The organism is Vibrio neptunius, from assembly GCF_000967495.1.
GTDB lineage: Bacteria > Pseudomonadota > Gammaproteobacteria > Enterobacterales > Vibrionaceae > Vibrio > Vibrio neptunius.
Window position 1 is genome coordinate 175,598 of record NZ_JXXU01000001.1, and the last position, 18,178, is coordinate 193,775.

General features: G+C 44.5%; 15 protein-coding genes and 2 tRNA genes. 16 read left to right on the plus strand and 1 reads right to left on the minus strand.

What is annotated here, in order from left to right:
* The first annotated feature begins 9 nt into the window (after nucleotides 1–9).
* From TW84_RS00795 to TW84_RS00870, 16 genes are all read left to right on the plus strand, one after another.
* Nucleotides 10–810, plus strand: a complete 801-nt coding sequence (locus TW84_RS00795; RefSeq protein WP_045973715.1) for a phosphate/phosphite/phosphonate ABC transporter substrate-binding protein — start codon at nucleotides 10–12, stop codon at nucleotides 808–810.
* Nucleotides 811–826: 16 nt separating this feature from the next.
* The gene (locus TW84_RS00800; RefSeq protein ID WP_045973718.1) at nucleotides 827–3,127 is read left to right on the plus strand and encodes a response regulator; all 2,301 of its coding nucleotides are present in this window, start codon (nucleotides 827–829) and stop codon (nucleotides 3,125–3,127) included.
* Nucleotides 3,128–3,147: 20 nt separating this feature from the next.
* Entirely contained in the window at nucleotides 3,148–4,632 is a 1,485-nt protein-coding gene (locus TW84_RS00805) for a sigma-54-dependent transcriptional regulator (RefSeq protein ID WP_045973720.1), read from the plus strand.
* Nucleotides 4,610–5,671, plus strand: coding sequence for a glycosyltransferase family 4 protein (locus TW84_RS00810; RefSeq protein ID WP_045973722.1), 1,062 nt, complete (start codon nucleotides 4,610–4,612; stop codon nucleotides 5,669–5,671). Before TW84_RS00805 ends, TW84_RS00810 begins: the two co-directional genes overlap by 23 nt.
* 105 nt (nucleotides 5,672–5,776) lie before the next feature.
* Nucleotides 5,777–6,979 (plus strand): glycosyltransferase, encoded by a 1,203-nt coding sequence (locus tag TW84_RS00815; RefSeq protein ID WP_045973724.1) that lies wholly within the window; start codon nucleotides 5,777–5,779, stop codon nucleotides 6,977–6,979.
* Entirely contained in the window at nucleotides 6,972–8,168 is a 1,197-nt protein-coding gene (locus TW84_RS00820) for a glycosyltransferase (protein ID WP_045973725.1), read from the plus strand. The genes TW84_RS00815 and TW84_RS00820 overlap by 8 nt, the downstream gene beginning before the upstream one ends.
* Before the next feature lie 10 nt (nucleotides 8,169–8,178).
* The gene (locus TW84_RS00825; protein WP_045973727.1) at nucleotides 8,179–9,630 is read left to right on the plus strand and encodes a lipopolysaccharide biosynthesis protein; all 1,452 of its coding nucleotides are present in this window, start codon (nucleotides 8,179–8,181) and stop codon (nucleotides 9,628–9,630) included.
* Nucleotides 9,627–11,006, plus strand: a complete 1,380-nt coding sequence (locus tag TW84_RS00830) for an O-antigen ligase family protein (RefSeq protein ID WP_045973729.1) — start codon at nucleotides 9,627–9,629, stop codon at nucleotides 11,004–11,006. Before TW84_RS00825 ends, TW84_RS00830 begins: the two co-directional genes overlap by 4 nt.
* A gap of 92 nt (nucleotides 11,007–11,098) precedes the next feature.
* Nucleotides 11,099–11,824 carry an acyltransferase gene (locus TW84_RS00835; protein WP_045973731.1) on the plus strand — a complete coding sequence of 242 codons (726 nt, stop codon included), beginning with the start codon at nucleotides 11,099–11,101 and terminating at the stop codon, nucleotides 11,822–11,824.
* Nucleotides 11,824–12,939, plus strand: a complete 1,116-nt coding sequence (locus TW84_RS00840) for a glycosyltransferase (RefSeq protein WP_045973734.1) — start codon at nucleotides 11,824–11,826, stop codon at nucleotides 12,937–12,939. The genes TW84_RS00835 and TW84_RS00840 overlap by 1 nt, the downstream gene beginning before the upstream one ends.
* On the plus strand, nucleotides 12,936–14,372 hold the full coding sequence (locus TW84_RS00845; protein WP_045973736.1) for a GumC family protein: 1,437 nt from the start codon (nucleotides 12,936–12,938) through the stop codon (nucleotides 14,370–14,372). Before TW84_RS00840 ends, TW84_RS00845 begins: the two co-directional genes overlap by 4 nt.
* Nucleotides 14,373–14,490: 118 nt before the next feature.
* Nucleotides 14,491–15,582, plus strand: coding sequence for a glycosyltransferase (locus TW84_RS00850; protein WP_045973738.1), 1,092 nt, complete (start codon nucleotides 14,491–14,493; stop codon nucleotides 15,580–15,582).
* On the plus strand, nucleotides 15,579–16,763 hold the full coding sequence (locus TW84_RS00855) for a glycosyltransferase family 2 protein (protein ID WP_045973740.1): 1,185 nt from the start codon (nucleotides 15,579–15,581) through the stop codon (nucleotides 16,761–16,763). The genes TW84_RS00850 and TW84_RS00855 overlap by 4 nt, the downstream gene beginning before the upstream one ends.
* 13 nt (nucleotides 16,764–16,776) lie before the next feature.
* Nucleotides 16,777–17,415: a sugar transferase gene (locus TW84_RS00860; protein WP_045973742.1), complete on the plus strand. Its 639-nt coding sequence runs from the start codon at nucleotides 16,777–16,779 to the stop codon at nucleotides 17,413–17,415.
* Nucleotides 17,416–17,572: 157 nt separating this feature from the next.
* Nucleotides 17,573–17,649: transfer RNA gene (locus TW84_RS00865), tRNA-Val, on the plus strand.
* A 36-nt stretch (nucleotides 17,650–17,685) separates the two neighbouring features.
* Nucleotides 17,686–17,762: transfer RNA gene (locus TW84_RS00870), tRNA-Val, on the plus strand.
* Nucleotides 17,763–17,831: 69 nt separating this feature from the next.
* On the opposite strand, the gene TW84_RS24790 is transcribed toward TW84_RS00870, so the two are convergent.
* The gene (locus TW84_RS24790) at nucleotides 17,832–18,008 is read right to left on the minus strand and encodes a hypothetical protein (RefSeq protein ID WP_167336320.1); all 177 of its coding nucleotides are present in this window, start codon (nucleotides 18,006–18,008) and stop codon (nucleotides 17,832–17,834) included.
* Between the last annotated feature and the right edge of the window lie 170 nt (nucleotides 18,009–18,178).

Below are 18,178 nucleotides of genomic sequence, written 5' to 3' on the forward strand. Positions count from 1 at the left end.
GGATTGATTATGAAAAACTTTTCTTACTTTGCTCTACTAACATCCCTTTCTGTGCCCTTGCATGCTGAGCCCATTACTTTCGGTGTTGTTCCCCAGCACTCTGCGAGCAAGCTTGCTAAACAATGGGCGCCGATCATCGAATACCTCTCCGCGGCAACAGGGAAAAAGATTCTATTTAGCACAGCATCAGACATTCCAACGTTTGAAAAACGTTTGAAAAATGGTGAGTATGACATCGCTTATATGAACCCCTACCATTACACTGTATTCAGCGAAACAACAGGGTACAGCGCGATTGCAAAAGCCAAAGACAAACAACTCAAAGGCATCATTGTTGTCCGCACAGACAGTGATATTTCCCGACCTGAAGACCTGAATAATGCTCAGCTGGCCTTCCCCTCACCGGCAGCTTTTGCAGCAACTGTATTGACTCAAGCTTATCTGCAACAGAACCAGATAACGTTTGAGCCATCTTACGTATCTTCTCATGATTCAGTCTACTTAGCGGTTGCGAAAGGCTTCTTCCCTGCAGGGGGAGGAATCATAAGAACCTACATGGCGTTACCCGAGGAAACTCGGCAGAAACTGACTCCGATTTGGACCACCAAAGGCTATACCCCTCACGCCATCGCCGTTCATCCCAACCTAAATAACGAGGTAAAAGACAAACTTCAGCAAGCGCTTATGGGATTTGGCGTTTCCCCTGAAGGGTTAGCACATCTAGAGGCACTTAAACTGAAAGGTTTTGTATCAGCACAAGATAGCGATTGGAACGACGTTAGAGCACTCAACATTAAATTATTGGATTAGTCAGGGGGGACCCGCTATGTCATTTAGAATGAAAACCATACTTGGGATCGCCTTTATTGAGGTCATTATGCTCGTCGTACTCACGGTCAGCGCGATGAGCTTTCTCTCCAACTCTAATGAAAAACAACTCATCCAACGAGCGAACTCGACCGCTTCCATGTTCGCACATGCGGCAAAGGATGCAATGATAGCCACTGACATTGCCACCTTGGATGACTTGGTAAAGGAGTTTATGACCATCGAGGACATCGCTTACATAAGGGTGATGCGGGGTGACCAAGAACTATCATGTGATGGTGATAAAGCCCTACTCCAGAGAACGATGTCCGTTGATTACACTTTAGGTTCCGTCAATGATGGAATTTTCGACACTCAGGTGCCAGTTATAAATGGAGGGGCAAACTACGGCACGATAGATATTGGTTTCGAAATCTCCGCAATCAATTCCATGTTAACTAGCGCTCAAAAAGCAATAATAGCGATTGCTTCTGTCGAAGTGATCTTGGTCGCCATATTCTCGTTTTTCCTAGGTACCTATCTAACCCGAAGCCTAGTAAAGCTCATCGAGGCAGCCAATACAGTCAGTGAACAAGGACCAGGATTCCGACTTAACGATCAATCGAAAGACGAGCTGGGGGACGTCGCGCGAGCCTTTGACGATATGTCTGTAAAACTCGAAAAAAGCTATCATGACCTCAAACACGCTCGATTCGAAGCCGAACAGGCAAACGTTTCGAAAAGCCGTTTTTTAGCGTCGATGTCACATGAAATCCGCACACCGATGAACGGCGTTTTGGGCATTTTGAACATTCTTGAAGAGTCTCGACTCACTCGAGAACAGAAGAAACTAGTCAACACAGCAACAGAGTCAGGTCAGTTTCTCCTCAGTATCATCAATGATATTCTGGATTTCACAAGAATGGAGTCCAACACATTGCGATTAGAGCACAAGCCATTCAATTTTCGCCAATGCGTAGAAAATGTTGTTGAAACATTTAAACCATCTGCAAAAATTCGCTGTCTTGATTTGCACTGTATTCTTGACGGCTCAGTGCCTGCAAATGTTCAAGGCGATGAAAACCGCGTTAAACAAATCCTTCACAACTTGATTGGCAACGCTCTGAAGTTTACCAAAGAAGGTAGCGTTACGATTCAAGTCAGCACTGAGATCGTCGAAGGGAATCAAGTCAAGATCGTGTGCAGAGTCATTGATACTGGCGTCGGAATAAACCGTAGCGCAATGGACTATCTATTTGACGAATTCACTATGGTCGATCAAACCTATTCAAGGAGTCAGGAGGGCTCTGGATTGGGGCTCGCGATATGCAAGCGTCTTTGTGAACTCATGGACGGGAACATTGAGGCCGAGAGCACACCATTAATGGGCAGCACTTTCTCCTTTTCAATCAAACTTGAACTCGCAGACCAGCTTATTTGTTCCACTCACCAAAATCAAAGCCACAACAAACTACAGGTATCTGATGCGAGTATTCTAGTGGCAGAAGACAACAAAGCGAATCAATTGGTGATAAGCGAAATGTTCAAACGTATCGGTGTCTCAATGGATATTGCCGAAAATGGCCTGCGCGCTTTAGAGATGGTCGAACAGTACCACTACGACCTTATTTTTATGGATATATCGATGCCAGAAATGGACGGTATGGAAACCTGTAAAAACATACGTTCAATGGCTGATGAAAAAGTTCGTCACATCCCCATCATTGCATTGACTGCCCATTCTCTATCCGGGGATAAAGAGCAGTTCCTCGATGCAGGGATGGACGACTATTTGTCAAAACCGATTCGTTTGTCACAACTAATTGAAAAAATTAATCTATTCTTAAGTGATGGTGCGAACAACTCTGCTGAAAAATCTGATAATTTAGAGCAGGAATCGCAAATTCTCGAACAAACCGTTAGCAATCATCCTATGAATCAGAACACACAAGTGGATTTAGAACTCGTCGACGAAGAAGTTTTAGAGCAAATGATAGAAGACACCAGTGCTGATGTTCTCCCAATGCTGATCGATCATTACATACAGGAGTCTAACGCACGCTTGGTTAAGATATATCAAGCAATGGAAGAGCGAGATAAAGAAACCCTCGAGTTTGAAAGCCATACATTGGGCAGTTCTTCTCTGGCACTGGGTAATCGAGTATTGTCTAATCTTGCACGAAAGATTGAGTGCATGTGTTTAGAGAATCATGAACAACAAGCATTTGAACTCTCTGAAGAACTCAAAGAGCTGGCTGAAAAATCACTAGCTGCTCTTGAATACAGAAAAACGCTGGGCTTCATCGAACCAGCTGGCTAGATACAACAAGGTAACGTCACATGAGAGCAAAAGTACTACTTATTGAAGACTCCACTTCTCTGGCAGTCCTTTACAAACAGTACGTAAAAGATGAAGCGTTTGACCTGTTTCATGTTGAAACGGGTCGTGATGCTAAGGCATTCATAGAACGAAACGTACCCCAGCTTGTGATTTTGGACCTCAAGCTTCCGGACATGAATGGCGAAGATATCTTGGACTGGATTAACGAGCACCAAGTGCCGACCTCTGTCGTCGTTGCAACCGCACACGGCTCAGTAGATATCGCGGTAAGCTTGCTCCAGAAGGGAGCGAAAGACTTTCTCGAAAAGCCAATTCAGGCTGACCGCCTCAAAACGTCGATAAACCTTCATTTACAACAAGCCAAACTCGAGCACCTAGTCGAAGATATCGAAGCGAAATTCGATAGAAATCGTTTCCATGGATTCATTGGTTCCTGCCTGCCCATGCAGGGCGTATACAAAATCATCGACTCTGTTGCTCCAACATCAGCGAGCGTCTTTATCATAGGAGAAAGCGGTACCGGTAAAGAAGTGTGCGCGGAAGCGATCCACAAAGAAAGTAAACGAAACGATAAGCCTTTTATTGCCATCAATTGTGGTGCCATCCCTAAAGATCTGATGGAAAGCGAAATTTTTGGCCATGTCAAAGGGGCATTCACAGGTGCGACTACCGACAGAAAGGGAGCGGCATCGTTAGCGCATGGTGGAACACTTTTTCTTGATGAACTATGCGAGATGGAACTCGAAATGCAGAAAAAACTGCTGCGATTCTTGCAAACGGGTACTTTTACTCCGCTTGGTGGTTCAAAAGAAATGAAGGTCGACGTGCGTATCATTTGTGCGACCAACCGTGACCCATTGTTAGAAGTCGAAGAAGGACGATTCCGTGAAGACTTGTACTACCGTGTTCATGTTGTGCCGATTGAGATGCCACCATTAAGAGAGCGCGGAACTGATGTCGCCACACTTGCAACACATTTCCTTAAGTTGTTCGCCAAAGAAGATGGTAAAAAGTTTAATGGTATCAACCGGGATGCTGAGTCTTTGCTTAAGCACTATTCCTGGCCGGGTAATGTGAGGCAACTGCAGAATGTTATTCGTAACATAGTCGTTCTCAATGACGAAACAAAGCTCTCTGTAGCTCATCTACCTGAACAGATATCCAAAAGTAATAAAACCACTAAGCCCAAAGTGCAAGCATCGATGAGCTACAAAGCCCCTGCGCCAACTGAACCTGTTACAGCGATAGACACGCCTATACCTGTTTCCAATGCACAGCCTGAAAATCTCGACACACAAAATACCGCGCCAATAACGATACGCCCGATGTGGCAGATTGAAAGAGAAACCATTCAGCAGGCAATTGATTTTTGCGATGGTAACGTCCTCAATGCCGCGGTGTTACTCGAGTTAAGTCCATCAACTGTATATCGTAAAAAGCAAGCATGGGAAGCAGAAGAAGATGAGCAGCAATACGCCGATTAACGTATGGCTTGTCATTGATAGTCTAACGTTTGGAGGGATCGAAACCTATGTGCTTGAGCTTGCTAAGGGGCTCAAGCAACACGAAGTGAACGTCGAGGTACTCCTAGTAAAACGTTATCATCGGCACTCTGCCCTAGTCGAAAAGTTGGATAAAGTATCCATCCCTTACCGTTACTTATCTGACCTATCTTTTCTCCCTTTGCTCGCTCTTATCCAAAAAATCAGGCGATCGTCACCGACGCTTATTCATGCGCATGGGTATAAAGCAAGCTTACTGTCTAAATGTGCACGTGTTTTTACAGGCGTGAAACAAGTCACCACTTACCACGCAGGTGAAACACCAACAGGTAAAGTATGGTTCTATGATTTTGTCGACCGATACACCGCTTTTGTTTCTACACTATCGCTTGTCGTGAGTGAGAAAGTAAGTCACAAAATTCCCACAACTACCCTTAGGGTGAACAATTTCATGGACGATTCAAAATCCAGTCTAAGCAACGGAGAACAAATCGCTTTTGTCGGTCGATTGAGTCATGAAAAAGGACCAGATAGGTTTCTTCAGTGTGCTAAAAGTCACCCAGATTTATCCTTTCATATCTACGGCTCTGGCCCTTTAGAATTAGAAATATCCCAATTAGCGCCACAAAATGTTCAACTGCACGGCCATCAAGATGATATGGACGTCGTATGGGATCAAATACATGTGCTCATTATTTGTTCTCGATTTGAAGGCTTACCTATGGCAGCTCTTGAAGCAATGTCAAGAGGGTGTATTGTCATAGCGTTAGACGTTGGCGACCTACCAAAGCTTATTATCAACGGTAAAAATGGTTTTTTAGTCGAGACAACAGAGCAAATCACTCATGTACTACACGATTTAGAGCTGCTAACCAACGAAGAAAAACTGAAAATTTCCGAACAAGCCATTTACACAGTTCGAAACCGATACTCCTCCTCTGCCATCATTCCTAAATTGCTAAAACTCTATAAGGAATCTGGTCGTCAATCTGCTTCTCATATTGAGAAAAATACCTTTTAAAAATAGTGCTCTTTATTTTTCTAGCTTATTCATATAGTTAGATTACCTTAGAACTTGGCATCTCAATTGCGTTGTCCCTTAATAAAATGGCATAGGGGAATAGCAATGAAGAAAAAAATACTGTTTGTTCACTACGGTAATGACTGGATTCGTGGCAGTGAACAATGCCTCATTGACCTTATGGAACAATGTTCCAACCAAGGGTTCGCGGTACACCTTTGGACCAATAATTCTTCATTACACCGTTACGCTTTACGCAATAGTATCGCCTCCCAAGCCGACACATTCCCTATTCTACTCGGGTGGCTGGCCCCCAGATTCGACTTTCTTGGATGGGGCTACTTAGTTCGAAAAGCCTGCAAAATCCTTACAAAAGAACGTATCGACATCGTTCATGTCAATAGCGGAGCTCCTTGTCAATGGATGGTCCTAGCGGCTCGAATCAAACAAGTACCTATGGTGACCCAGCTCCACAGCCCCTACCCGGCTAGAGATCGAATGACATTAGGGTTGCACTTATCGCCACACATCATCTCCGTGAGTGAGTATGTCGCCAGTCAACTCAAATCAGAAGGGTACCCAAGTGCACATTTGTCAGTGATTCACAATGGACTGCACGTTGACAAGCTTGGCCAACAACCGATGATTGAAACAAAAAAAGCTCTGGGGATCAATGACAATGATTTCTTGTACGCGACCGTTGGTTCCCTCATTCATCGTAAAGGCATCGACCGGATTCTTGTCGCGTTGAGACACCTGAACTTCGAATATCCTAACACCCATCTTGTAGTGATTGGAGACGGCCCACTAAGAAACGAACTTGAGAAGCACGCCAAACATTTATACCTAGAAAACAGAGTGCATTTTGTCGGTGAGCAACGCAATGTTGTGGGTTGGTTGAAAGGTTGTGATGCCTTCGTCAGTGGAGCGAGAAGTGAAGCTTTTGGACTTGTTATTGCCGAAGCAGCTATTGCTCAAATTCCCGTTGTCGCACCTTTTGAAGGTGGTATCCCAGAGTTTGTTCAACACGGCAAGACAGGAATTCTCTACCCAAACAGCGGAGTGGGTCCATTGAGTAAGGCCATGCGAGTATTAGTGGACAACCCTGACTTTGGACAACAGCTCGCCAGTCATGCCAGTCAACACATTGCAACCAAATTTAATGTTTCGCTTTCAAGCCGTCGCATCATCGGTGTTTACAAGAAAATTATGCTATCCCACCAACCCTCATTCTCTTTCTGGCGCACATTTATCCCACTAAAAACCTATTTGGCGAAGCGCATAGCGATGGGAGGTCAGCATGGCTAATTCAAACGTGACTAAAACACTTGTCTTCGACCCAATAACATTCAAGGGCGGTTCAAAAATTGCCACTGTAGAGGCGTTAAGTTTGTGCAGAGCAGATATCAACCAATTCGTTATCGTCACAGCAGATGTCGATTACTGGAATAGCACGAAACTTGTAGCATCGCACTCAGTTGATATCGTTGCATTACCGCTGATTAAACCTTTGGCTAAGCAGCATTATGGGCTCTTATATTGGCTAAACCAGTGTTATATTGCCCTTTGCCTTCTCTTTATCTTAGTCAAGTATAAGGGCATTGAAAGAGCCATCGGTGCATCTGGGCCTGGTATGGACATGGCACTTTACATTGTAAAGTGGTTAAAAAACATTGAAATAGTTCAATTTATCCATGGCCACATTGGCAATTCAAGATCTATTGGCTATTGCTTAACCGTAGCTGACAACGTGTTTTACTTGCCGTCCTGCAGACCGAGTATTTCTTCAGCGCTGAGCACTTACTTGGAAAGTAAAACGTCCATAAAAGACTCTGGCTCTGTTGTCAACATGTACCTGATGTCCCCCAAATACCATACCTTCGTTAATGGTTTACCCGTAGACAGATGGCCAACACGCTGCCAAATAGATTTTCCCGTCTGCTTTTGGGCAGCATCTTTGCTCAAATGGAAAGGACTGGATTTGTTTGTTGGGGCACTTAAACACGCTGCAACCATAAAGCCAATCGCATCTAACATCTGCTACATCAGACCCGTTGATACTGCGATTCCGACAAGTACCGCTCCGGTTGTGCTCAAACACACCAACTGGTACCAAGATCCTCAAGAGCTCGATACGATTCGAAGCCAATCCAATATCTTTGTTTCCACCAGCCATCAAGAGCCGTTTGGTTTGTCCATTCTAGAAGCGTTGGCAGCAGGAATGTGCGTGGTAATTCCTCAAGATGGTTCGTACTGGGACGAACAGTTGACACACAATCTCAACTGTATCAAGTATGTAGCTGGTGACGCTGCTTCGTTATCTGACGCCCTGATATATGTCGTGAAAAATCGCGACATTTTCAAACGCTGTATAGATAACGGATTAAAGATAGCCCAAGAGTACAGAGCCGAACAACACTACTTCGACTTCGTCAAGATCATCGATCCTAATCCCTACATCAAACTATCTCGTGAACCTAACCCTCAGAGCCACTAAGGAAGTTGTTATGCGACATAAAATTTTGCAGTGGTTGAAACAAGACAATGTCACCAGCATCATGCTTTATGCTGTAAGCCTACTTATGATGAAGGGCGCATCACTCTTCATGCTGCCCCTGATGACCAGTTACTTAACACCATCGCAATTTGGCCACCTTGAACTACTGTCTATTACTACGGTTTTTTTTAGTCTGTTGGTTGGTTTAGCAATGCACGAAAACCTGTATCGATTCATCGGTACCGAAAAGAATGAAGCGCTTCGTTTCTCTAGAGCGCGCGAATTGTACTCCAGCTCTCTGTTCACATCCTTTGTAATAGTCGGGTTATTGGCAGCTGGTTATTTGGCAATATCCCCAACGGCTTGGACCATCAATACTGAACAAATGGTGCTGCTTGCGGTAGTGATAACCGTCGAGGCGCCCCTTGCAATCTGCTTAGCGTGGTTAAGACTAAACAACAAAGCCGTCACCTTTTTTAAGATAAGCTGTGTCACTTTGTTGATCCAAGTCTCACTGGTGATTTTGATACTCACCAGCAAACCAGACGTCACCTTACTCTTTAGTGTTGGCGTTCTATGTGCCCTAATTCAGATAACGTACCTCCATTGTCACAACAAGTTTTCTTTTAAGCTGCCAACTCTTATCCAGTACAAAGGCTACATCCAATACTCGTTGCCATTGATGCTATCAGCAGCGGTCGCATTTGGGCTTTCTGGTGCTGAACGATGGATCATCGCTGAAGCACACTCGTTGGAGAGCTTAGGTATCTATGCGGTTGCTGCTAAGTTTTCTCTCGCTTTAGGGATACTGATCCAGCCATTCCACATGTGGTGGATGCCAAAGCGCTTTGAAGTCCTAGAGACTCATGGTAAAGAAACCGCCGCCAAAAACACCCAACTTGGTATTATCGGTTTGTGCATGTTGAGTGTCATTGTTATGTGGGTCAGCCAATGTTTTATCGTTCTCACTCTGCCGACGGGTTATCAATCAGCGGGTCAACTTGTTGTCCTGTGTATTGTGATTATGTTGCTCAAGGAAATGGTAGAAATGCTCAATATCGGTGTCTTGTATGCTAAGCAGACAAGTAAACTTTTTGCCATCAACGCAGCTGCGACAACAGTAGCACTGATCATCGCTTGGCTGAATAGAGAGGCTGGTGTTGCCGCTATCTTGCTCAGTTTGTGTATGGGCCAGCTTATTCGTCTTGTTCTCATCTACCGCCTAAGCCAGTCACTGTGCCATGTTCCCTATCGACATGGTGCATTGTTAAGTTTTGTTCTAATTAGTGCTGTATTCACGATCAGTGGGTGGTTCAATCATTCTTTGGAAACAGCAGGACTCATGCTTGTGCTTCAACCTTTAGCGCTTATCGCACTACTCCACAAGCTAAAATTCATTGCTCTGACTGCAAACGTTGCACAAAAGGTTCGTCGCCACAATCAATTGGAGCGACCGTTATGATACAAGCAGATAAGCTTTTTCCAGCCGTTATCACCTCAGGGGTGTGTCTATTTGTCGCGCTTATCTGGAAGCTCATCCCTCACCCTGCCCTAGCCATTGTGCTCTGCATGATGCCTCTTGGAATACTCTTCGTTCTCAACCAGACTTTTTGGTTGGTCAGCTTGTTCGTCCTATTTTCATTTTTCAGAATTCACGAAGCCATCCCAGCCCTCTACTCGCTCAAGATCCCTTTGCTACTTTCAGTTGGCGCATTGAGTGCTCTTTTGTGGCACAGCTTAATCAGCAAAAGTCTTCAGATGTTCTGGCATCAGAGCTTAACTTGGTTTGCAGTGTTTTGGCTATTGGTCCTCGTCGGTGCAATCTTGTCCTCCAACCCAGGTTTGGCCATTACCTACTTCAAATCAATCTATTGGAAAATTATCGTCATGACTCTGGCCATCGCATGGCTCGTGAATAGCGTTCTAAATGTCAAACGCATCAGTATCCTCATTGTGTTAGCAGGAAGCCTAATCGCACTTGTTGCGCTATCGAATTCGATCAACGGTATAGGCCTAGTCGAAGGAACACGTGTCACCATCGGTCGCCAGCTTGGCTCAGTTTTGGGTGACCCAAATGACTTGTCACTAGTACTTATGTTTCCCCTCGCCTTTGCCATCAGTTTAATGACAACAAAACATCTTGGCAGCGTTCGAATTCTCGGTTTAGTCGCGACGATATTGGCATTGAGTGCTGTTATCGCCACCCAAAGCCGAGGTGGATTGCTCGGTTCAATCGCGGTATTTGGAATATTCGGCTTACGTATTATACGTTCCAAGTTTCTGCTCGCTTTGATTGGAACCGTCGGCTTACTTATTCTGTTTGCAGCTGCGGGGATTTCGGACAGACAATCAGGCGGTGCTGCTGAAGAAGGCATTGATGCTTCCGCCATGGGCAGACTCTATGCTTGGGAAGCCGCTTTCGGTATGGCTGTCGCCAACCCGTTAACAGGCGTTGGATTGAACAACTTTTACGCCAATTACTTTTTCTATAGCCCTCATTGGGACGGACTAAATCATGCCGTGCATTCTACCTGGTTTGGTGTACTCGCAGAAACGGGCTTCCTTGGCCTTATTGTATTTATTGGGTGTATCTATTCACTGGTAAAGACAAGCAAACAAACGCTATCACTTTTAGATGCTGTGCCAGATAAATACTCCCCTTACCTTCATGCGACTGCAGCAGCCGTATATGCTGGCATCATGGGAACCATAGTATCAGGCACATTCCTCACTCAAGGCTTTACTTGGCCAATTTACATTCTTGCCGCTCTATGTATCGCCCTGAATCGTATTGTTCAAAACCATTCTCAAAATGAGAATACGCCAAAAACTGAATAAATTAATATCTAAACCTCTGTTTTATAATCAGTTAATTTTTGGCACGTTCCGTGTAACACCTCCAAGGTAAACATTCAAAGTTGGAGGCCGTTATGCTGGCGACACACATTAACGAAGTCAAAATTTGGCTCAAAGAGAATCCAAACCCCATTTATCGCAAATTGTTTGTCATTTTGAAAAACATTCGCGCCTGCGATCTCCCAACCCCAACTATCTTCAACAAGACTATCTGTTTTATATACACAGGCGTTCAATCCCTTTTCGCCAATATGATGCGAGTATTAATTCATACTCCTGCCTTTAAAGGGCGTCTGACTCAATTTGGCAAGCGACTTTATCTGTTTGGTGGTGTACCACTCGTCACTGGCCCCCTGAAGATTTATTTAGGTAACGATTGTAGGATTTCAGGCCACAGTACCTTTAGCGGCCGCACTCAATCATTAGAGACAGAACTTATCATCGGCAGTAACGTCGATATCGGTTGGCAAACCACCATTGCGGTTGGTCGGCGCATCGTCATCGGCGATAATGTGAGAATGGCCGGAAGAGCGTTTCTTTTTGGGTATTCAGGCCATTCGCTACACGCCGAAAAAAGGGCATTGGGTGCAGGTGACAGCGAAAAGGACGTGGGCAACATCACTTTACATAAAGATGTTTGGCTAGGTACAAATGTCACTGTTTGCCCAAACGTTACAATCGGCCAAGGTACCATTGTGGCGGCTGGTAGTGTCGTAACGAAAAGCCTTCCTCCATTCGTTGTTGCTGCTGGCAACCCCGCCAAAGTGGTACGTAAACTCTCGCGTAAGGAGATGGCATAATGCGTGACTTAATCGTATTTGGCGAAGACTTCGGAGGCTTGCCTTCAAGTACACAGCATATCGTTTCTCGACTCGCCACTGATCGGAAAGTGCTGTGGGTTAACTCAATCGGCCTGCGTCAGCCTAAGTTTAATAAAAAAGACTTAGTTCGTGCTTTCGCCAAGCTCCTCGGCCAAGGCAAACAAGGCTACTCGTCTAGCAACGAGCGACTAAGTACTAATATTACGGTCGTGAACTTAAAAACCATCCCTGCTCCAAAATCTTCGTGGGCAAGGGAAATCGCAAAGTCCATGCTACTCACTCAACTCAAACCTATTATCGAAAAGCTGGGGCTAACCAAACCAATCTTGTGGACTTCTCTTCCGACTGCAGCAGATTTATGTGGCAACCTAGATGAAGCTGCAGTTGTGTATTATTGTGGCGATGATTTCAACTCGCTTGCTGGTGTTGATCACGAGACAGTGAGTAGTCATGAGAGAAAACTGGCTGAGAAAGCGCATCTTATCTTGGGTGCAAGCAAGGAAATCTGCAAAAAGTTCGACGCGACAAAGACCGCTTACATCCCTCATGGCGTAGACTATGAATTATTTAACACCTCAATAAGCCGTGCCCGAGACCTCCCTTTAAATGGCAAGCCTATCGCTGGTTTTTACGGCAGTATATCCCAATGGCTGGACTATTCATTGATCGCTCAAGTCTGTTTAGATAACCCACACTGGAACTTCGTTTTTATCGGACCGTTGGAGCTAAACCACAATCCTCTGCCGAATTTCCCAAATGTATTTTATTTAGGCCCAAAACCACACTGTGAGTTACCTAGCTATAGCCAACACTGGGATGCTAGCATGCTGCCTTTCTTGTTCAATGATCAGATTCAAGCTTGTAGTCCATTAAAATTGATGGAGTATCTTGCAACTGGAACACCGGTTGTCACGACACCGTTTCCAGCGCTTGCTCCTTATCGTTCACACGTCAGAATTGCCAACAACGCCACAGAATTTAGCCAATCACTCAACAAGGTTCTCAGTCAAGGTAACACTGATACCAAGATTGTTCGTCGCGACAGCTGGGATGCTCGAAGTCGAGTTGTTAACCAGCTTCTGGAGTCACTATGAATGAACTGAAACTGCGCTTTATCATTATACTTAATGCCGCTTGGAGACAAAGGTACGTGATTGTTTTACCGATGCTGTTGATGCCTTTTGCTGGATATTTCGTCGGTAAAATGGCTCCAGAGAAATACGTATCCCACACCAGTATGCTGATTCAGGAAACGGCAAAAATGAATCCTTTTCTGGAGGATATCGCGGTTTCCACCATGCTAAAAGAGCGTTTAGCCGCCCTGAGTACCTTACTCAAAAGTCGGCACATTTTAAAATCCGTCGCCAAAGAACGCGGGATGATTAACGATTCAATGTCCCCTTTTCAAGTGGATCAAGTCATCGCCGAACTTGCAGCGAGTTTAACGGTGACTCAGCCAGGCAAAGACTTTCTTAAAATTCAACTATCGTCTAAACAACCTCAGGGTATGAAAGAGCTATTAGAATCGGTAAGCGAACACTTTATAGAGCAAATGTTGGCTCCGGAACGCTCATCGATCAAAGATTCAAGCGAGTTTCTTACCATGCATATTGATAAGCGAAGAGAGGAGCTCGATTTAGCGGAAACAGCACTTGCTGATTTTAAGAACAAAAATGCTTCTGTCACACCTGAAATGCAGAGCCAGAGTCTGGCCAGACTAGCCAGCCTAAAGCAAAACCTGGCCGAGAAAGAGGCCGAACTTTCTGGGGTTGAGCGTAGTTTGGGCTCACTCGATCAACAACTATCAAAAACCAACCCTGTGGTTGGCAAAATTGAAGACCAAATCATCGAGATTCGTAGTGAGCTAACTTTGCTAAGAGCAAAATACACTGATAGTCACAGCGCTGTGCTCGGTAAACAGAGGGAGCTCCGCAGACTCGAGAACGAACGTTCCGAACTACTCAAAGTTGAACAACCAAATATCAGTAGCGAACAACTATGGGATATTGCGAGCAGTAATACTTTGTCCGAGATTGGAGAAATTCAACCTTTACTCGTTACCCAGCTACATAGCCTTCAGTTAGTGCGAGGTAGATTTGAATCCTTGAGCGAAGAAACCAAAAGCCTACGTAAAATGATTGCAGAACTTGAGCAACAAGCGAATCGCTTTGGTGACAAAGCAAAAGATATGTTCCAGCTACAAAGAGACGTTCAAATCAAGAGACAACTCTATGATGAGCTGATTCAAAGGTATGAAATGGCTCAGCTTACCGGCTCACTGGGCATCTTTGAGCAAAACAAGCGAGTCAAGATCATTGATTTGCCTTATACACCAAGCTCACCTGCCAACCTTCCCATAGTCATATTTATTGTCGCTGGGTTCGTCGCTGGTATTGGCCTTGGCTGCGGTATTGCCACACTTATTGAGCTCTTTGACACTTCAGTTCGAAGCGCGAGTGAGTTGCAGTCTCTAACAGGCAAGCAGGTGATCACTGCAATTCCTAAAATAAAACCGTTTCAATCATAACGAATCTCAAAATAAAACACCTCACACATAAAAACTTAACACACTGTTATATAAGAACATTTTTTTGGCACAGGTTATGCAATTTCTAGTTTAAACCATCGCACACCAAGGAAATCGCATGATCAGTCAACCGAAAACAACCATTCATGTTGTTCAGCATTTGGCACCAGGCGGATTGGAAACATTGGCTATCAACATGCTCAAGTTCGCTCAATCAGACGAAGATGTTTTCCTGATAAGCCTCGAAGGAAGTCGCTGCGAAACATTGGCAAACTGGCCTAGCTTAAACAGTGTTGCAGATAAACTTATCTTTCTAACTAAGAGACCTGGCTTTGATTTCGAGGCGATATCTAAACTGCGTAAACTTTTCAAACAGATGAAACCGAGAGTCGTTCACACACACCACATTGGGCCTCTAATTTATGGAGCGACTGCAGCTAAACTTGCAGGTGTTCAGCACATAGTCCACACAGAACACGACGCTTGGCATCTTAACAACCCAAAACATCTTATTTTGCAAAGACTTGCCTTAAAACTATCCCGTCCCAATCTGGTGGCAGATGCGGGGCTAGTTAAAGAGAAATTAGATGAGAAGCTTAACTATGCCAATATCACTTTAATAAAAAACGGCATAGACTGTGAAAGATTCAAACCGGGATCTCAGGCACAGGCTCGCGGTGAGCTTGGACTACCTGCGCATGGAAAAATCATAGGCTCCGCTGGGCGCCTCGAAAAAGTAAAAGGTCACGATACCCTTCTCAAGGCACTCCCTCTCATTGATAGCAATGTGATTCTCGCTATTGCTGGCATAGGAAGCCAAAAGGACGCATTAACACGACTGGCTGAAGATTTATCTATCTCTCATCAAGTGCGATTTCTTGATTTGGTCGACGACATGCCAGCCTTTTATCGGGCTCTCGATGTGTTTTGTATGCCATCAAGGTGTGAAGGTTTCCCCCTTGCTCCACTGGAAGCTCAAGCGTGTGGCGTTCCTACAGTCGCGACAAACGTTGGTGGTACCAATGAAACCTTATGTCCTATAACAAGTCAGCTTGCCCAAGCAGAAAATAGTAGTGAGCTTGCTTTGAAGCTATCCCAAATGTTGCTTGAGTCCCCTCAATCCTCACCACGCCAGTTTGTTGTCAACAATAATGACATTCGAAAAATGGTGGATGCCTATAGAGCAATAACACAGGAGGAATACGCATGATTGATCTGACTATTGGAATTTTCTTCACAATCTGTGCTGGACTCATCATCTATCACCATGTCGGCTATCCGCTTGTACTTGCTTGGTATTCTAAGCGCCACCCTGTGGAAGAAGTAAAGCCAATAGAACGTGGTTACAAGAGTGCTCGTTCAGATAGACAATGTGCTGACATTACCATTCTTGTTCCTGCATATAACGAGGAACAGTGGATCGCAGACAAAATTCGCAACTTAGCCTGTCTGGACTACCCGAAAGAGCACTATCAAGTCATCATTGCTTGCGATGGTTGTACCGACAATACTGCTCAAGTGGCTCAGGACACGATTCAAGAAGCCTTTTGCTGTGATACACATTTCGAAATTCGAGTCTTCGAACAGAACCGCGGCAAGGTCGCACTCGTGAATGAGCAGATGTTAACAATATCAAGCGACATTACTGCATTGAGCGATGTGTCAGCTCTGATTTCTGTCGATGCCCTGCTGGTCGCCAACCAGCACTTCAAAGATAAAACTGTTGGTGCTGTAAACGGACATTACCAGTTACTTTCTAAGGGCAGTGAAGGTGAAAGCAAATACTGGCAATACCAAAGCAGAATGAAACTGCATGAGGCGAGTTTGGGTAACACACTTGGCGCTCATGGTGCTTTCTATTTGTTCAGAACTCACTTGTTTGAACCGCTCAAGCAAAACGTTATCAACGACGATTTCATTATTCCGATGGAGATTATTCGTAAAGGATATCGAGTCGATTATGACAAGGACATGATTGCATTAGAGCTTGAAGCAACCAATACCGACAACGATTTTAAACGTCGACTCAGAATTTCTGCTGGCAACATGCAACAAGCACTGCATTTGGCGGAATTGTTTTTGCCACGATACAAAGGCGTCGCTTTTGCCTTCTTTTCAGGCAAAGGTTTAAGGCTGATAACACCGTACCTCATGATTATGTGTCTGGTGCTTTCTGTCGTACTTATTCACCACCCAATATTTTTAATCGGAACCATTGCACAACTCGCTGTTTACTCAATTGCGATTATGGGGCATTTGTTCCCATACATATTTAGCCATAAATACTGTCAGTTAATCACATACATAGTAGCAGGACACTTTGCCAACCTAATTGGTGGCTTACGCTATTTGTTCGGTTTCGAAGCCACTCGTTGGACAAGAATTCAATAATAAGGAGCATCTTATGAGCAACGTATCTTCTTTATATTCAATCTGGTTAGCAAAACGTATCTTCGATTTTCTATGCGCTGTAATCGGGCTTTTGATGCTGTCACCTATCTTGCCCGCGATTGCCTTAGCCATAAAAATCGACTCCAAAGGCCCTATTTTCTATAAGCAGCTACGTGTGGGTAAATCAACACCAGAACAAATGATGTTTTTTGAAATCATTAAGTTTCGTACCATGTATGTCGATGCAGAAACGCGTACAGGTGCAGTCTGGGCGACAGAGAACGATCCAAGAATTACTCCAGTCGGTCGTTTCCTGAGAAAGACACGCCTAGATGAGATCCCGCAGTTGTTTAACGTCATCCGAGGCGACATGTCATTAATTGGCCCACGCCCTGAACGCCCTAGCTTTTATAACAAGCTAGAAACGGCCATCCCTTACTTTGCTGACCGTACCTATGGAGTAATGCCAGGCATCACTGGGTTGGCGCAAGTTAATCAAGGTTATGACACCTGCATCGATGACGTTCGCAGAAAAGTCGGTTTTGACCATAGTTATGCCTTATCACTGCGTTCGCTGAAATCTTGGATTGTGATGGATGTCAGCATCATTACCAAAACACTCATCGTCATGGTTGACGGACGGGGACGATAAATTAACAATCACAGGAGAGCTTTCCCGCTCTCCTTTTTCTTTATGGTATAAAAAATCGCCAATTCGATTAGTTGTGAAGCAAACAGTTTAAAAACCAATAATTTGCTCTTGCACGACTCAAAAAGTCTCGGTAATATCCATCTCGTTCTTAAGGAATGGGTCCGTAGCTCAGTTGGTTAGAGTACTACCTTGACATGGTAGGGGTCGGCGATTCGAGTTCGCCCGGACCCACCACTCCTCGCATTTTAATGCAATAAGAACAAAAAATTTGGGTCCGTAGCTCAGTTGGTTAGAGTACTACCTTGACATGGTAGGGGTCGGCGATTCGAGTTCGCCCGGACCCACCAAATTTACAACAAAGCCCGCTTATTGCGGGCTTTGTTGTTTTTGCAGATAGCTCATTAGATTGAGTTAATCTAATGCGCTTCTTCTAGCCTTTTTTCATTGTCGAGTAATGTAAACTCACGGCTAGAACGCTCAACCGTGTTCTGATATCCATCATAAGAACACTCTCCAATATCGTTTCGCGGGCATATGGAAACATGATTCTTATCGATCATCTCTATTCCACAGTTCGGACAATATCTATCCATGGCAACCTCCTGACGTTGTTTACCTTATGTATACAGGTCATATCCTGCACTAGATACTCTAGCCAATGTTAGCATCGAAGCCAAAGAGTCTGCTATCGGGATCACCGCTTTATACACTCTATTACACTATTGCCTGCATTTATTCTTATGGTTGCACAACAAACATGATT

Coding starts and splice junctions, on each gene's coding strand:
- TW84_RS00795 (WP_045973715.1), top strand. CDS start 10: ATGAAAAACTTTTCTTACTTTGCTCTACTAACATCCCTTTCTGTGCCC.
- TW84_RS00800 (WP_045973718.1), top strand. CDS start 827: ATGTCATTTAGAATGAAAACCATACTTGGGATCGCCTTTATTGAGGTC.
- TW84_RS00805 (WP_045973720.1), top strand. CDS start 3,148: ATGAGAGCAAAAGTACTACTTATTGAAGACTCCACTTCTCTGGCAGTC.
- TW84_RS00810 (WP_045973722.1), top strand. CDS start 4,610: ATGAGCAGCAATACGCCGATTAACGTATGGCTTGTCATTGATAGTCTA.
- TW84_RS00815 (WP_045973724.1), top strand. CDS start 5,777: ATGAAGAAAAAAATACTGTTTGTTCACTACGGTAATGACTGGATTCGT.
- TW84_RS00820 (WP_045973725.1), top strand. CDS start 6,972: ATGGCTAATTCAAACGTGACTAAAACACTTGTCTTCGACCCAATAACA.
- TW84_RS00825 (WP_045973727.1), top strand. CDS start 8,179: ATGCGACATAAAATTTTGCAGTGGTTGAAACAAGACAATGTCACCAGC.
- TW84_RS00830 (WP_045973729.1), top strand. CDS start 9,627: ATGATACAAGCAGATAAGCTTTTTCCAGCCGTTATCACCTCAGGGGTG.
- TW84_RS00835 (WP_045973731.1), top strand. CDS start 11,099: ATGCTGGCGACACACATTAACGAAGTCAAAATTTGGCTCAAAGAGAAT.
- TW84_RS00840 (WP_045973734.1), top strand. CDS start 11,824: ATGCGTGACTTAATCGTATTTGGCGAAGACTTCGGAGGCTTGCCTTCA.
- TW84_RS00845 (WP_045973736.1), top strand. CDS start 12,936: ATGAATGAACTGAAACTGCGCTTTATCATTATACTTAATGCCGCTTGG.
- TW84_RS00850 (WP_045973738.1), top strand. CDS start 14,491: ATGATCAGTCAACCGAAAACAACCATTCATGTTGTTCAGCATTTGGCA.
- TW84_RS00855 (WP_045973740.1), top strand. CDS start 15,579: ATGATTGATCTGACTATTGGAATTTTCTTCACAATCTGTGCTGGACTC.
- TW84_RS00860 (WP_045973742.1), top strand. CDS start 16,777: ATGAGCAACGTATCTTCTTTATATTCAATCTGGTTAGCAAAACGTATC.
- TW84_RS24790 (WP_167336320.1), bottom strand. CDS start 18,008: ATGGATAGATATTGTCCGAACTGTGGAATAGAGATGATCGATAAGAAT.